A 14407-nucleotide genomic window follows, 5' to 3' on the forward strand; every position below is an offset into this window, starting at 1 on the left:
CTCTCAGCTAAATTTAAGCAAACCCTCAATGTTATGTTGAGGGTTTCTTTATTTTTAAGGGAAATTAAGTGTGACCAATGTCTAATTATTTTTCATTGATAAATAAGTTTTAGCTTGTAATGGTCAGGGTTATTGTGAACTGGATCGACTTAATCTGCTAAATATCAACAAATTACCTGTTTATGATCACACTTCTATTTTTTGAATTATTATAGAAAAATACGGTAAGTGCCTGTATTTACCATGCTTTTATCAGGGTTGTTGAGCGTCGGTTTGAACAAGATCACTTTTTAAAATGTTTTATTTTCCATCGCGAATTAATTGGAACAATATTGCGATCGCCAAGGAGGCACATTCCAAAGTTTGCGATAAGAGGGAAGAGAAGCCCTTTAAAACCGTCGCATAACGTGAATAAATAAAGGCAGTAATTATGAAAAACATTTTTGCACTGAGTGCTCTTTCTCTCGCTTTCGCTTCTAGCGCTTTTGCTGGTTCTTCTTACGTAACAGGTAACGTTCAATTCCACGATGATGGTCGAATCCATGGTTCGGACGTTACGTCTACACTGGAAGCTGGTCATACTTTTGATAACCAATTTGGTGGCTTTACGGTTTACACCGAGTTTGATGGTATTCAGCTGGGTAAACTGGAAACAGAAAACGGTGGCGCGGGTAACACAACACCAGCAATCACTGTGGGTGGTGAGCAGTCATTTAACATTACCGATCATTTATGGGTTGCAGCGGGTTACCAACATTTGTTCTCTGCTGGCGAGAACGTACAGTACCGTCCATTGGTTAAGATCGGTTACAACTTCGATAACGGTATCTCCTTAAGTAACCGTACTCGTGCGCATATTGATGCGACAGACGCAGATGCGGATACAGATTACCGCATGGATAACCGTATTGGTTACGTGATGAATGAAGATGTGACGCTAAGCTACAACAACGTCTACATGATTGAAGCGGAAACCATGGACCACGAGCTTCGCGCAACGTGGACACGTAAAGGTGTTCAGCCTTACTTTGAGTTCCGTAGCCAAGCACACGGTGCAGAAAACGCAAGTGGTGATAGCCTAGTTAACAATGCGTTTGTATTTGGTGCCTCTTACGGCTTCTAATCTTATATTTGTCCATTAAGAAAAAGCCCAGCAATTGATTTGCTGGGCTTTCTTGTTATTTGTTGTCGTTGCCTTCGTGGTGGCTATATTCGAACACTTGGCCTTTTTCGTTAAAGGCGTAAACAGTGTAGCTGTCTTTTTTATCGCCATACTCCATACCAGGGGAACCCATTGGCATGCCCGGTACCGAGAGCCCTTTTGCGTTACGTGGTGGATTTTCTAAGAATGCTTTAATGTCTTCGGCTGGAATGTGACCTTCGAACACATAGCCGTTGATTTCTGCTGTGTGGCAAGAGTAAAGCTGTTCGTTCTTGATGCCTAGATCGCGTTTTATGGCGTTCATGTCATCGTGCAATTTCTCTTCGACCGTAAATCCGTTCTCTTCCATGTGTTTTGTCCATTCACCACAGCAGCCGCAGTATGGCGATTTGTGGTTAATGACATCAGCTGCCAATACGTTGGCGGATGCGGTCGCAAGCATTGCAAAGGTCAATAATTTCAACTTCATAATAGCCTCAAATATAAGTGGTTATTTTACTGAAAAAAGTCGTAGTCGATTTGCATTACTAACGACAGTAATAGATGACAGCGCCATTGCCGCACCTGCGACAACTGGGCTGAGTAAAAATCCAAATGCAGGATAAAGTACGCCTGCGGCAACAGGGATCCCCAGTGAGTTATAAACGAAGGCACCAAATAGGTTTTGCTTCATGTTTTTAAGTGTAGCGCGCGACAGTTCAATCGCATGTACCACCGCCATTGGTGACGTGTTAAGGATGGTCATTTGCGAACTTTCAATGGCGACATCACTGCCGCTACCCATTGCAATACCAAGGTTGGCTAACGCGAGAGCAGGGGCGTCGTTAATGCCATCCCCCACCATTGCCACAACATGGCCTTGGGATTGAAGTTGCTCAATGTGCTGAGCTTTCTCATCTGGCATTACTTGAGCGATTACTTCATCAATACCAAGTTCTTGACCGATAGCGTTGGCTACGTGTTGGTTGTCACCCGTTAGCATTACCGTTTTGATGCCTTGCGATTTTAATGCAGAGAGCGCGTGTTTTGCATCCGATTTGATTGGGTCAGCAATGGCGATCAGGCCGACTAACTCACCATCGAGCGCAACGGAAACCGGAGTCCATGCATTCTGAGCGCATTCGTCAATTGCATCCTGAAGAGCCTCTGTTGCAACGTTTTCCGCTTGCATAAATTGAAGCGAGCCAATAAGCAGCGGTTTACCTTGATACGTTGCCAAAATGCCGCGTCCGCGAACGTTTTCAAATTTATCGAGAGTCACTTCTTGTGTGTCGTGCTGATTAGCAAAGTCGCATACCGCTTTTGCTAGTGGGTGCTCTGACTGACGCTCGGCGGCGTACGCTAACCCCAACAGCTCTTCTTGGCTGGTGGTGTGAGTAAACACTTGCTGCACACTTGGTTTACCTTGGGTAAGCGTGCCTGTTTTATCGAACACAACCGTATCTATTTTACTCGCTAGCTGCAGGGCATCAGCATCTTTGATCAAAATGCCGAGTTCTGCGGCTTTACCCACTCCCACCGTAACAGAAAGTGGGGTTGCTAAGCCTAGAGCACAAGGGCAGGCGATGATAAGTACGGTTGTGGTGACCACCAGCATATAGCTCGCTTTTGGCTCTGGGCCAACGGCAAACCAAACAAGCGCTGCCAATATTGCTATGCCTACAACGACAGGGACAAACACCGATGAAATCTGGTCTGCCAATTTCGCGATGGCAGGCTTACTGCTCTGAGCGCTGCGCACCATACGAATAATACGTGCGAGCATCGTATTAGCGCCGATTCCGGTAGCCTCTATAGTGAGAGAGCCGTCGGTATTCAATGTCCCTGCGGATACATGAGCCTCTTGTGCTTTTAATACAGGAACGGGTTCACCAGTTAGCATGGACTCATCGATATACGATTCACCATTGATTACCGTACCGTCGACGGGCACTTTCTCTCCCGGCTTGATACGTAACTTCATTCCTAAAGTGATTTCTTCTACCGCGATTTGTTTATCACCTTGCTCAGTGATGACGGTCGCTTGTTGAGGCTGTAAGTTCACCAAAGCCTGAAGCGAGCGCGTTGTGTTTGCTTTCGCTTTGGCTTCTATATAGTGGCCAAGTGAAATCAAACCAATGATCATCGCGCTGGCTTCGAAGTAAACATGACGAGATGCCATTGGGAACCAATCTGGGAAAATTACCACAAGCATAGAATAGAACCACGCTGCGCCAGTACCAAGCGCAACTAAGGTATCCATCGTGGCGCGCTTGTGAGTGGCCGCTAACCAAGCGTTACTAAAGAACTGTTTTCCGGCAGTGGCAAGCAGCAGCAAACACACAATACCGATCGCGCCCCAAACCAATTGGTCATTGGTGTTGCGAATCATCATGTTGCCACCAGCAACACCCCAAATCATCAAAGGGGCACCCACAACAAGGCCGGCAATTGCATCCAACTTAAAGCGTTTTTGCTGTTGACGTTGTTGCTGCGCTTGCTTTTCTTGCTGTGTCGTGGCGTCTTGTAAAACCTCGCCTTGGTAACCCGCTTGTTTGACAGATTGCAAAATAGATTGATGTAACGAATCTGAGTCTTCAGTCACAAACACCAGTGCGCTTTGTTCTGCGAGGTTTACCTGAGCTTTTTCAACCCCTTGTACATTAGTAAGGGCTTTTTCTACTGATGCGACACAGCTTGCACAGGTCATACCTTGAATCAACATCTGTAGTTGAGCCGTGCCTGCTGGTTGCTCGTCAGGCGTTGCTTGGTCGCCTTTTTCGCTTTGATGTGTCTGGCTTTGGCGTTGATCGGGAGTGATTGCCTTTTGCTCTTCAGCAACTGAGTTATCAGTAACAGCGTTATTGTTGGCCGTATAGCCCAAGCTAGCAACTAGCTCAATGACTTGTTGCTCGGAGAGTAGGGTACGAATCTCTAAGTGCGTTGTTGAAGCCTCGAAAGAAATAACGTCTTGATGAGAGTCTAATAAAGACGAGAGTTTTTTCACGCAGCCGCCGCAGCTTAAGCCTGAAAGGTTTAACTCGTACTGATTTCCTGCTTGGTAACCAAGAGATTCAATTGATGAGACAAGCTCTTTGAGAGAGGACTCGGTTTTGACCTCGACTTGCGTTGGGGACAAAGTGAGGATCTCTACATCGTGATTCGCATGTAAAGCCTTCTCAACTTTTCTCGCACAGCCCATGCAGTTGAGCCCTGATAAAGGTATGACAAACTGATACATAATCTGCACCTCAATAATAGTGATACATTGAGCTTAAACCTTCCTGCAAGGGTAAGGTCAATACCCATTTTTTGTTCTCAACAATTTCGTCAAAATCGCTTGAATCACAAAAGTTCACTGCCATTTTACTTGCGAGTGATCTCAAGGTTTTTTCTCTCTGAATATAAAGTTCCGTTAAAACACCTAAAAGATGAATGAAGTCGCTCACGCTTTTAAGATGCTCTCAATGTCAGTTCAGTGTCAAGAAGTGCTTTTAACGTTTTTAACTTTTTATATTTGAACTTAATTATTTGATTATTAAGTATTTATATTGTTTTTGATCTTCTCATTTTGAAGTCGCTCAGATTGCTGTAGGGAAAGTTTTTTAGTGCGAAAAAAGTTTGTCATATTTGCCCCGTCCAAACATTGTTTCAAGTTCCTGCCATGTCCTAGTTAGCGAATTTGAAAATGGAAAAAACTAAAAAATATAGGGGTTAAAAATGTCTTACCTAAAGAAAAGCCTACTTGCTACGGCAATCACAGGCATGATGTTCAGTGGTGCTGCATTTGCTGATGGTGCAAACAGTGACGCAGCAAAAGAGTTCCTAACCAAAGATTCATTCTCTTATGAAGTTTACGGGATCATCGCGATGCAGGCCGCGTACCGCGATTACGATTCTGGCAACAAAGCAACGGACGATGATCTAGGTGGCATGCAGCTAAACAACGAATCTCGCATCGGTTTCCGCGGTAAAAAACAATTTGCTAACTTCGGTCCTACTTTTATTTGGCAAATCGAAGGTGGTTACGTTGACCCTAGCTTTGGCGGCGAGGGTGCAGGTCTTGGTGAACGTGACACATTCGTCGGTTTTGAAAGTGCATCTTGGGGTCAAGTTCGTTTAGGTCGTGTATTAACACCGATGTACGAATTGGTTGACTGGCCTGCATCTAACCCAGGTCTCGGTGACGTTTACGACTGGGGTGGTGCAATTGGTGGTGCTAAGTATCAAGACCGTCAATCAAACACCATTCGTTGGGACTCCCCAATGTATGCAGACAAATTCTCTCTAGATATTGCGGCTGGTGCAGGTGACAAAGCGGGTCTGGGTGAAGGTGATGATTACTGGGGTGGTATCGCAGCGCACTACAAAATTGGTCCAATTCAGTTAGATGCCGCATACGAGGGTAACCGTAACATTAAGATGGAAGGCCAAATGTGGGAAAACAACACATACTTGGTGGGTGCTCAAGGCTGGTTTGATAACGGTATTTCTTTCTTCGCGCAATACAAATACATGGAAGCTGACGCAAGCAATGGCGTGAGTGAGAAGCAAGACGCAATGTCTGCCGCTATCATGTACACCACAGGTGATTGGCAATACAAACTGGCTTACGCAGCGAACTTTGATCTAGAGCGTGATGGTAAGACAATTAACGATACAGCAGACGATGTACTATCTGCACAAGTTATGTACTTCGTAGACCCATCAGCAGTGCTTTACGTACGTGCTCGTACTCTAGACTTTGGCGACGGTGCATATCAACTGGATAAACCAACAGAAACGCGTTGGAAATCTGCGGACTACGATGAGTTCTCTGTGGGTGTTGAATACTACTTCTAATAAAGAAGAAGCTAAAAGGGCGGAAACGCCCTTTTTGTCTTGATACTGATTCAAATAAGCCTTTGGAATGACTGGCCTGTAAGTTTCAGAGGCTTATCTAAATTGGTATAAAGTGAGAAACCACGATGAAAAAAACAACGACACTTCTCGGACTTTGCGCAATGCTTTCTGCGCCTGCTTTTGCTGCTCAACTGACTCTGCAAGCTGAACTGGTTCCTCGCGTTCTCAACGGTGAGTTCGTGTACCCTGAGTGGATTTCCAAAAATAACAGCATCGAGCTGAAGGACGGAGAAAATCAGTTGGCGGTGACGGTTGGACAAATTGTCTTTGAAGATGGCAAGCGCCGTAAGTTCGATTCGCAGCCACTGGTATTAGAGTTTGAAGCAGAAAAAGACGCCGAACTATCGCTGACTTACAAAGCGTTCCGTACCATCGAAGAAGCGAAAGCTTTTGAACTCGATCCCAAAGTGGTATTGAAAGACAAACACGGAAAAGAAGTGGCATTCTCTATGGTTCAACTTCGTAAAGGTGGCTTGCAAGGTTTTCGTGATTACGAGCGAGAAGTGGCTGACTATAACAATGCAATGAACAAAGAATCGACCAAGGCAAGCATTGCGTCTTCTCCGGCGGAAACCAAAACAATCAAAGCATCGTTTAATGAGTTAAGCCGTGAAGAGCAGCAAGAATTTATGCAATGGGCGATGCGTAACCTGAAGTAATTTCGTTCTGCACTTTAACAGTAAATAGGAGGGCAGTACCTTTATTGGTGCTGCCCTGTTTGTATTTCTGGTGTCAAACCGATTGTAGAATTGACTTACGGTGGTAAAATGTCGCCACTTTTATCCTTGACATTACAACGAGAGATCTCTCGTTGCTCATTACCCCTAAGGAACTCAAATGACGGTTAAAACTCGTTTTGCTCCTAGCCCAACTGGCTATCTACACGTTGGTGGTGCGCGTACTGCACTTTACTCTTGGCTATACGCTAAAAACCAAGGTGGTGAATTCGTTCTACGTATCGAAGATACAGACCTTGAGCGTAACTCTCAGGAAGCGGTTGATGCAATTCTTGAAGGCATGGAATGGCTAGGCTTGGAGTGGGATGAAGGTCCTTACTACCAAACTCAACGTTTTGACCGTTACAACGAAATGGTTGATAAGCTGTTGGCAGAAGGCAAAGCTTACAAATGTTACGCGTCTAAAGAGCTGCTAGATGAAATCCGTGCAGAGCAAGAAGCAAACAAAGAAATGCCTCGTTACGATGCGAACCATCCGAAAATCAAAGCGGCAAACGAAGCGGCAAAAGATGGCGATCCATGTGTTATCCGTTTCCGTAACCCGAAAGAAGGCAGCGTAGTATTTGATGATCAAATCCGTGGTCGCATTGAAATCCGCAACGATCAAATGGATGACCTAATCATTCGTCGTACTGACGGTTCACCTACTTACAACTTTTGTGTAGTAGTGGATGACTGGGACATGGGTATCACTCACGTTGTTCGTGGTGAAGACCACATCAACAATACGCCTCGTCAAATCAACATCTACGAAGCACTAGGTGCGCCAGTACCAACGTTTGCGCACTGTGCAATGATCTTGGGTGATGACGGTGCGAAACTGTCTAAGCGTCATGGTGCTGTATCGGTCATGCAATATCGCGATATGGGTTACTTGCCTGCAGCACTAAACAACTACCTAGTGCGTCTAGGTTGGTCTCATGGCGACCAAGAAATCTTCTCTCAAGAAGAGATGATCAACCTATTCAGCCTAAACGCAGTATCTAAGTCAGCGTCTGCCTTCAACACGGACAAACTGCAATGGTTGAACAACCATTACATCAAAAACTCAGATCCTGCGTACGTTGCAGAGCACCTACAATGGCACCTAGATCAACAAAAACTAGACGTAACGAATGGTCCTGCTATCACTGACGTGATCAAGCTAGTGGGTGAGCGTTGCAACACGCTGGTTGAGCTAGCTGAGCAAATCCGTTACTTCTACGAAGATTTCTCTGAGTTTGAAGCGGGCGCAGCGAAGAAACACTTACGCGGTGTGGCTAAAGAGCCTTTAGAGCTTGCTCTAGCGAAAGCTGAAGCACTGACCGAGTGGACAACAGCAAACATCAAAGATGGCGTTATCGCTGCAGTCTGTGAAGAGCTAGAAATCGGCATGGGCAAAATCGGTATGCCATTACGTGTTGCTGTAACAGGCGGCGGTCAGTCTCCTTCTGTCGATGCAGTAATGGAACTGGTTGGTAAAGAGCGTTGTGTTGCTCGTATTAAGATGGCGCTTGAGTTCATTGCTGAGCGTGAAGCAAACGCATAATTGCTTTGAACTAAACGTTCTTTTGAATAAATAGTCACAAAGCCGCGGTAAACACCCGCGGCTTTTTTGTATCTGAACCTTAGATAATGAGAAACCTTCTCATATGTCGGTGAAGGATGTGGTATTTAGGACCGTAATTCACCTAGGTATGGATAAGATTTTTTAATCCAAATATCTTTGTTGTGAATAAAAAGTGAACGGTTATATATCAAATATATGTATGATTTTTATCCATGATCCTTAAAGTTCCCTTTTTGTTGTCTCATTTTTAAGAAAAATCTTTGCTTAAGTTGTAGTGTTCCAGAAAATAAAGCAAACGTTTGCGTCGTGATTGTGTGGGGATTTTTTTGCTTAAGATCACATGTTGTTGAGATTTTTGATGACAATAAATTGACAGAATTGGGATTTTTCTCGCGATTTCTTAGCGTTATAGTTCACCCCGTCAGTGATACCGAGATGGCGATATGTATCACTGAACAGGAAATGTACGTAAGTAGCTTCCATAAAAAAAATGCATGTGCATAAAAAGAAGCTGACTAAGTATCTCACTCAAGGAATGAATAAAAAGAATTGAAATACAACGTCAGTCAGACGGCGCATTTCGGCATCTAACAAAAGAACTTCTTTAGAGGAATCAATAATGAAAAAATTAGCAGCGGTAATTTCAGCGTCTCTACTTATGGCTTCAGCAGCACAAGCAGAAGTATACGTTGGTGGTAAGATGGGTAAGTCATGGATGGAAGACGCGTGTGTAGCGGGCCAGGCTTGTGACAAAGACGACTCTACTCTTGGCGCTTTTGTTGGTTACGAAATGAATAAATACTTCGCAGTAGAAGCAGGTTTCGACAACATCGGTGATTTTAACCAAACTTCTTTCGGTGGTCATGTAGAAGCAATCACTCTTGCACCTAAATTCAGCCTACCAATCACTGAAGACATCGCACTTTACGGTAAAGTGGGTGGCGCTTACGTAATGTTTGATGGCAAAGATGATTACTCTTACCTAGGCGCAGCTGGCCTTGAGTTCAACCTAAGCCAAAACGTAACTGCTCGTGCGGAATACCAAACTCTGACTGATATCAGCAACGATGTAACTCGTGCGACAGGTAACACAGCAACACTGGGTGTTTCTTTCAAATTCGGTGGCAACGATGAGCCAGTAATCGTAGAAGAGCCAGTTGTTGTTGAAGAAGTGGTTGTAGAAGAAGTCGTAGAAGAGCCAGTAGTTGTAACGAAAACATTCGAAACTCAAACAATCGGTACTGGTAGCTTCGATCTAAACAGCACAACTCTAAAACCAGAGAGCGCTGCAAAACTTGATAACCTAGTTGCTTTCCTAAACGAGCACCCACAAGCGAACGTTGAAGTTGTAGGTTACACAGATACTTCTGGCCCAGCAGCTTACAACCTAAAAGTTTCTGAGAAACGCGCTGAATCTGTAGCTAACGCACTTGTTGAAAAAGGCATTGATTCATCACGTATTCAAGCGCGTGGCGAAGGTGAAAACAACCCAATCGCTTCAAACGACACTCGTGAAGGTCGTCAGCAAAACCGTCGCGTAGAAATCGTTGTTCCAGAATTTGAATACCAAGTTCAGCAATAAGCTCCTATCCGACCGCAGTATAGAAGACTGAAGCTGAAAGCCCCAAAGAGTTCGCTCTTTGGGGCTTTTTCATTTCTATTTGAAACGGACTGAAAAGTTAAAAACGGTAAACATCACTTGAGGTCAATGCTGTTTAAGCGCCCCATGAATGTTAGGATTTCCAAGTTGTCTTTATGTGCTTCTAACAACGCTTTTTTGGTTTGCATGTAGGCGGCAAGCTTGCCGTATTTACTAATAGAGCGAACCACCGTTTTGTATTTGTAGTCACCGTCATCATTGAACTCTCGCCACTTAGCGATGTAACACGTATCTCGGTTATCTGGGTTTTCAAGAGTGGGGTTAGGCTTGTGAACAATTTTTGGCTCAACGCTGTGTGGGAGTCTGGTCATGAGGTAAGGATCCTTCAAAAGACGTCGCCAAAATTTGCCCCACATTTGCCGGCCTAATTCGTTTCTCAGCTTAATGGCTTTTTGTAAGCCTTTCTTTTCTCCAATACGAACAAACCCAACCGAGCGGTGCAGTACCGTGTCCTCGGGGGTATGGATATGAATCTTAAAGGCAGTCTTGCCTTTAGAAATAAAGCGGTGTCCAGTGTTAGTTATTAAATTGCTCTTAGACATAGTGCTAACTAATAATTTTATTAATAGCTAAAAGGGTAAGCAAAACTCATAGATAATTAAAGTAATAAAATACAAAACTGTAAATAGGGCTTGTTGAAATGATTTCAAGGGGAAGAGATCGGATCAGTAAAAGGTTTTATCTCGTCGAGTAAAGGAGCGAGGCGATCATATTGATTACTGAGGAAATTGTTTCACACGTTACTTGGAAACGCTCTGTGAAGCTCGAAATAGTGGATACAAAAAAGCCTTAGCTCAAGTGGGAGCTAAGGCTATGATATGGCGCCCCCAGTAGGATTCGAACCTACGACCTGTCCCTTAGGAGGGGACTGCGCTATCCAGCTGTGCCATGGGGGCGTAATACCAATAGTTGCAGTTCATTGAACCGTTTTACTGAATGCAAACCTAGTAACTTTGTTTAGGTCTTTATCAGTATCACTTTGAACGACTCACTACGGTCATTGGTATAATCAAATAAGATGCGCTGCCTATGATATTCAAAAGTGAGCATATCTCAAGACTTAATGTTTGCTTTTATAGGATCTTGTTCATTACGTCGCCAATTTGAACACTAGACGCTAAATTTGGCTGATCAATCGTCAGCTCGGCTTCGTGTTCGTATATACGTGATACCGTCAATGTAATTTCACTTTGCGATACTTTATTTCTTGGTAGTCCGTTTTGGTCGATAAATGATGCGGTGTGCCAAAGCTGCAATTTGTCTCCCTCTTTTACGCCATGCATACGGCCGAGATCCATCGTTACCGTATTGCCAAAGACTGCGACGACCTCTGGCAGCGTAATTTTGCAAGACAGCTCTGACTCTAGATCCAGCATTATATTGCGACTAACGCGTAGCATCATCTCGCCATAGGTTGACGCCCAAAAGCGCGCACTGCGAGTATCTACTTGGCTCGTTTTGGCAAATGGCCAACGCGCCACTTCACGGTAGGCTTTGTTGAAGACTTCATGGCCAGTTTTACCATCAAATACTTTCATCTCTAACGCAAACTGACGATTGATGATGTCATCTTGCAGTAGTTGAGATTCGACCGTCGCAGTGAGATCGGTAATGACTCCCCCAATGATGTATTGTGCGCCGTTGTCTTGTGCGATCATTTGAGTACGAGCGGGATAGTTACTGCTAATTGAATAGTCCGTTGTACCCACAGACACAAAGCTGCGAGAGGTTTGATCCAGCTGGCGATTCACCACGCGGCTAAAATCGTCACCCACTTGGTAAATCTGTCCCATCACCGCTTGTTGTGGTGAGGCAACCTCAATATTGCCGACAAGGATCGTCTTTTTGTATTGATCGGTGTGGCAACCCGTTGCCGATGGATAAATATCGACGCGAATTTTTACCTCGACTTTACCTCGACGTTTACGCTCAGACTCGACCAAAATGTAACGGACTTCATGGTTGGTAAACTGGTACTCGTTACGGCTTTCCTCTAACAGCGGCATCAAATTGCTAATACTGCCAATATCTGCGCCCGAAAAATTGACGGCTTTGAACAGCGCGTCTTCCAACGCATGGAGCCTTGCCGTCTCTTCTGAAGAAACGATAGTGGCAACGCCTGTTACTTCATACCAAGATGCCATTACTTTAAAAGGCACAAGCATCACTAAAGTGATTAAAAACAGACTGTTTAATATTTTTTTCATTGATTACAACCGTTCGGGTATAAATATTGCTTTAACAATTTCAGTGAAGTTTGGTGGATTTTTCTTCGTTAGGCAAACAAAGAAAAGCAAAGACTGTTCCAATATTCACTTTCTTAGAAAGGAATTAATCAAGAACGGTATCACCTAAGATTATCTGGAGAATCAAACCATGAAAAAGTGGCTTGTCGCCGCATCGATGATGACGCTTCTGACATCGTGCGCGTACTCACCGATTTACAATGGTAAAGAACCGTACTCGGGAAGCCAGTTCATGCTTATGGATAGTCCACGTCATACGATGGACTTTTTCATTGAAAGCATGACCGAAGACCTGATGGTTTCTAATGTGGCGGTATCTGCGCGGACACCGATTGCGATTACCTCGTTTGTTGATCTACAAAATATGGATGCAACAAACTGGTTAGGTAACTCGGTCTCGGAAGGTTTTATCCATCAGTTCCAGCGCCGAGGGTTTAAAGTGGTTGATTTCAAAACTATGGGCTCTATCCAAGTGACGCAGCAGGGCGATTTTGCTTTAAGCCGTGATTGGCAAGATCTGGCGCAAGAGCAACAAATTCAGTATGTACTGACCGGCACGATGCTTCGCCAAGAGGGCGGGGTGCTGGTCAATGCACGTGTGGTCGGTATGCAGAGCCGTGTGGTTGTAGCAACGGCGCAGGGTTTCCTTCCGGCTGACCGTATTGGTCGTGACTTAGATACGTTAAACAGTATCCGTACGCAAGATGGCGTGTTGATTCGCTCAGACCCAACCATTCGTCAGCCGTACACTGTGATTCTGCGTCCATAGGATAGAAGCATGAAGAAGTTATTATTTATTATTGCCACACTGGTATTGGTGGGGTGTCAGCCACTACAACAGATGCGTCAAGATGAAATCTTAGTGGCAGTGGGTTATGCGAGTGTCAGTGAGCAAACAGGCCGCACAGTAGAAGAAAAGCGCGTACGAGCAATGCGCGCATCAAAAATTGATGCATACCGTGAACTGGCAGAACAAGTGTATGGCATGCGCGTTAGTGGACGTGCAGAACTGCAAGACCAGCGTTTAGGTATTGAGAGCACTACAGGTGCGGTTGATGGTGTGATTCGCGGTGCAGAAGTTGTGCGTAGTTATCTTGTTGAGGACAGTTACGTGACAGAGCTGCGTCTTGATATTCGTAAAATGGATAAGCTACGTGATTACGGAGAAGTTCAACAGGTGCCTGAGAAGCGTCAACAAACCTTGTTCTAATGCACTAAGCGCATTACTTCAGAAGACCAGATAATCTTTCCCGCGGCTGATTGGCAACAATGAGTCGCTTTTTTATATCTACATTCTAGAGATGGTGGGGTAGGAGTGACGTTTAGGCTTTTATATTGGTGCCAAGTGTCGAAATAGTGTGGGTTTTGCCACCGGCATTGTAGGTCATGCCTACTTTGCCATGAGTTCGCTGAAGCATGTTATTGAGTTTATTAAAACTCAGCTGTGCGCGACTAAGCGATTCACCATTTACTTTGTTGACTTGTTGACAGTCGAGGACGATCGATTGGATTTGAGCAACAACCTGACTTAGGTGCTCATCTTCAGTAAGTTGATTGACGTGCGGGTGAGAGGCGATTCGCTGATCAGTTGTTCTAAGCTGATCAATGAGTGTCATCTTCTGTTTGGCAATACTCTCAATCTCGGTAGAGACACGCGCAGTTATCGCTTGTGTTTCTTGACGCAAAACAGCAGAAAGTGCCTTAGCATTTTCTAGTTGGAAATTGACGAGATCGACTAATGCTGCCATAAAATACTTACCTTCGGCCTAAGTCAGTTAGCTTTTGCCTTGCAATTCGTTTTCAAACTTAATCATGTTGTCGGCCAATTTTTCAGGATCGACTTTGTATGAACCGTTTGTGATTGCTTCTTTGATTGCCGCCACTTTGGCGCTGTCATAGGCCGGAGAAGCTGCCATATCTTTTTGGAGTTTGCTAACGGCTTTGCTTTGCTGGCTGAGTGATACAGCGTCTTGTTGTGCGGGTGCTTTTTTCGATTCAGTCGTGCTGGTAGCATTGGAATCGTTACGCGCAGGTGCACGACTTGTCGTCGTCATCATTTGCCCTGAACGTATATTATCTATACCTGCCATGTTTAACCTTTGCCTTGTATCGTAATACTGGTATCCAGACTATCGACCAGTGCAAAAATAACTTTAGTCATTTTTTGCATTT

13 protein-coding genes and 1 tRNA gene are annotated in these 14407 nt (G+C 44.5%); 7 read left to right on the forward strand and 7 right to left on the reverse strand.

Going from position 1 to position 14407, the window contains the following annotated elements:
- The first annotated feature begins 430 nt into the window (after window positions 1–430).
- Window positions 431–1123, forward strand: coding sequence for an oligogalacturonate-specific porin KdgM family protein (locus NDJ01_RS09760; protein ID WP_005382004.1), 693 nt, complete (start codon window positions 431–433; stop codon window positions 1121–1123).
- A 55-nt stretch (window positions 1124–1178) separates the two neighbouring features.
- Here NDJ01_RS09760 and NDJ01_RS09765 read toward each other — a convergent pair whose 3' ends face one another.
- Entirely contained in the window at window positions 1179–1631 is a 453-nt protein-coding gene (locus NDJ01_RS09765) for a DUF411 domain-containing protein (RefSeq protein WP_139060052.1), read from the reverse strand.
- Between the two features lie 21 nt (window positions 1632–1652).
- Window positions 1653–4382, reverse strand: a complete 2730-nt coding sequence (locus NDJ01_RS09770; RefSeq protein WP_258586640.1) for a heavy metal translocating P-type ATPase — start codon at window positions 4380–4382, stop codon at window positions 1653–1655.
- A 479-nt stretch (window positions 4383–4861) separates the two neighbouring features.
- On the opposite strand from NDJ01_RS09770, the gene chiP reads away from it, so the two are divergent.
- From chiP to NDJ01_RS09790, 4 genes are all read left to right on the forward strand, one after another.
- Window positions 4862–5983: a chitoporin gene (gene chiP, locus NDJ01_RS09775; protein WP_258586641.1), complete on the forward strand. Its 1122-nt coding sequence runs from the start codon at window positions 4862–4864 to the stop codon at window positions 5981–5983.
- A gap of 125 nt (window positions 5984–6108) precedes the next feature.
- A complete protein-coding gene (locus tag NDJ01_RS09780) occupies window positions 6109–6702 on the forward strand; it encodes a DUF2057 domain-containing protein (protein WP_012842058.1) in 594 nt (197 codons plus the stop codon).
- A 178-nt stretch (window positions 6703–6880) separates the two neighbouring features.
- On the forward strand, window positions 6881–8308 hold the full coding sequence (gene gltX, locus NDJ01_RS09785) for a glutamate--tRNA ligase (RefSeq protein WP_005393148.1): 1428 nt from the start codon (window positions 6881–6883) through the stop codon (window positions 8306–8308).
- A gap of 640 nt (window positions 8309–8948) precedes the next feature.
- Window positions 8949–9911: an OmpA family protein gene (locus NDJ01_RS09790; protein ID WP_006743033.1), complete on the forward strand. Its 963-nt coding sequence runs from the start codon at window positions 8949–8951 to the stop codon at window positions 9909–9911.
- A gap of 113 nt (window positions 9912–10024) precedes the next feature.
- Here NDJ01_RS09790 and NDJ01_RS09795 read toward each other — a convergent pair whose 3' ends face one another.
- From NDJ01_RS09795 to NDJ01_RS09805, 3 genes are all read right to left on the reverse strand, one after another.
- The gene (locus NDJ01_RS09795; protein ID WP_031780328.1) at window positions 10025–10531 is read right to left on the reverse strand and encodes a hypothetical protein; all 507 of its coding nucleotides are present in this window, start codon (window positions 10529–10531) and stop codon (window positions 10025–10027) included.
- Between the two features lie 277 nt (window positions 10532–10808).
- Window positions 10809–10885 (reverse strand) — tRNA-Arg (locus tag NDJ01_RS09800).
- A gap of 177 nt (window positions 10886–11062) precedes the next feature.
- Window positions 11063–12196, reverse strand: a complete 1134-nt coding sequence (locus NDJ01_RS09805; protein WP_005393145.1) for a flagellar assembly protein FlgT — start codon at window positions 12194–12196, stop codon at window positions 11063–11065.
- Between the two features lie 169 nt (window positions 12197–12365).
- Here NDJ01_RS09805 and NDJ01_RS09810 point away from each other — a divergent pair, with 169 nt between their 5' ends.
- A complete protein-coding gene (locus NDJ01_RS09810; RefSeq protein ID WP_258586642.1) occupies window positions 12366–13004 on the forward strand; it encodes a FlgO family outer membrane protein in 639 nt (212 codons plus the stop codon).
- 9 nt (window positions 13005–13013) lie between these two features.
- A complete protein-coding gene (gene flgP / locus NDJ01_RS09815; RefSeq protein ID WP_047009552.1) occupies window positions 13014–13445 on the forward strand; it encodes a flagellar assembly lipoprotein FlgP in 432 nt (143 codons plus the stop codon).
- Between the two features lie 112 nt (window positions 13446–13557).
- Here the strand turns inward: flgP and NDJ01_RS09820 are convergent, their stop codons facing one another.
- Both NDJ01_RS09820 and flgM read right to left on the reverse strand, forming a co-directional pair.
- Window positions 13558–13983, reverse strand: coding sequence for a flagella synthesis protein FlgN (locus NDJ01_RS09820; protein ID WP_046874280.1), 426 nt, complete (start codon window positions 13981–13983; stop codon window positions 13558–13560).
- A 27-nt stretch (window positions 13984–14010) separates the two neighbouring features.
- Window positions 14011–14325, reverse strand: coding sequence for a flagellar biosynthesis anti-sigma factor FlgM (gene flgM / locus NDJ01_RS09825; RefSeq protein ID WP_005382018.1), 315 nt, complete (start codon window positions 14323–14325; stop codon window positions 14011–14013).
- Window positions 14326–14407 lie beyond the last annotated feature (82 nt).

The organism is Vibrio sp. HS-50-1, assembly GCF_024747315.1.
GTDB classification, from domain to species: domain Bacteria; phylum Pseudomonadota; class Gammaproteobacteria; order Enterobacterales; family Vibrionaceae; genus Vibrio; species Vibrio diabolicus.

Bases quoted from the DNA above. Each gene is read 5' to 3' on its own strand.
- NDJ01_RS09760 (WP_005382004.1), top strand. From the start codon at position 431: ATGAAAAACATTTTTGCACTGAGTGCTCTTTCTCTCGCTTTCGCTTCT.
- NDJ01_RS09765 (WP_139060052.1), bottom strand. From the start codon at position 1,631: ATGAAGTTGAAATTATTGACCTTTGCAATGCTTGCGACCGCATCCGCC.
- NDJ01_RS09770 (WP_258586640.1), bottom strand. From the start codon at position 4,382: ATGTATCAGTTTGTCATACCTTTATCAGGGCTCAACTGCATGGGCTGT.
- chiP (WP_258586641.1), top strand. From the start codon at position 4,862: ATGTCTTACCTAAAGAAAAGCCTACTTGCTACGGCAATCACAGGCATG.
- NDJ01_RS09780 (WP_012842058.1), top strand. From the start codon at position 6,109: ATGAAAAAAACAACGACACTTCTCGGACTTTGCGCAATGCTTTCTGCG.
- gltX (WP_005393148.1), top strand. From the start codon at position 6,881: ATGACGGTTAAAACTCGTTTTGCTCCTAGCCCAACTGGCTATCTACAC.
- NDJ01_RS09790 (WP_006743033.1), top strand. From the start codon at position 8,949: ATGAAAAAATTAGCAGCGGTAATTTCAGCGTCTCTACTTATGGCTTCA.
- NDJ01_RS09795 (WP_031780328.1), bottom strand. From the start codon at position 10,531: ATGTCTAAGAGCAATTTAATAACTAACACTGGACACCGCTTTATTTCT.
- NDJ01_RS09805 (WP_005393145.1), bottom strand. From the start codon at position 12,196: ATGAAAAAAATATTAAACAGTCTGTTTTTAATCACTTTAGTGATGCTT.
- NDJ01_RS09810 (WP_258586642.1), top strand. From the start codon at position 12,366: ATGAAAAAGTGGCTTGTCGCCGCATCGATGATGACGCTTCTGACATCG.
- flgP (WP_047009552.1), top strand. From the start codon at position 13,014: ATGAAGAAGTTATTATTTATTATTGCCACACTGGTATTGGTGGGGTGT.
- NDJ01_RS09820 (WP_046874280.1), bottom strand. From the start codon at position 13,983: ATGGCAGCATTAGTCGATCTCGTCAATTTCCAACTAGAAAATGCTAAG.
- flgM (WP_005382018.1), bottom strand. From the start codon at position 14,325: ATGGCAGGTATAGATAATATACGTTCAGGGCAAATGATGACGACGACA.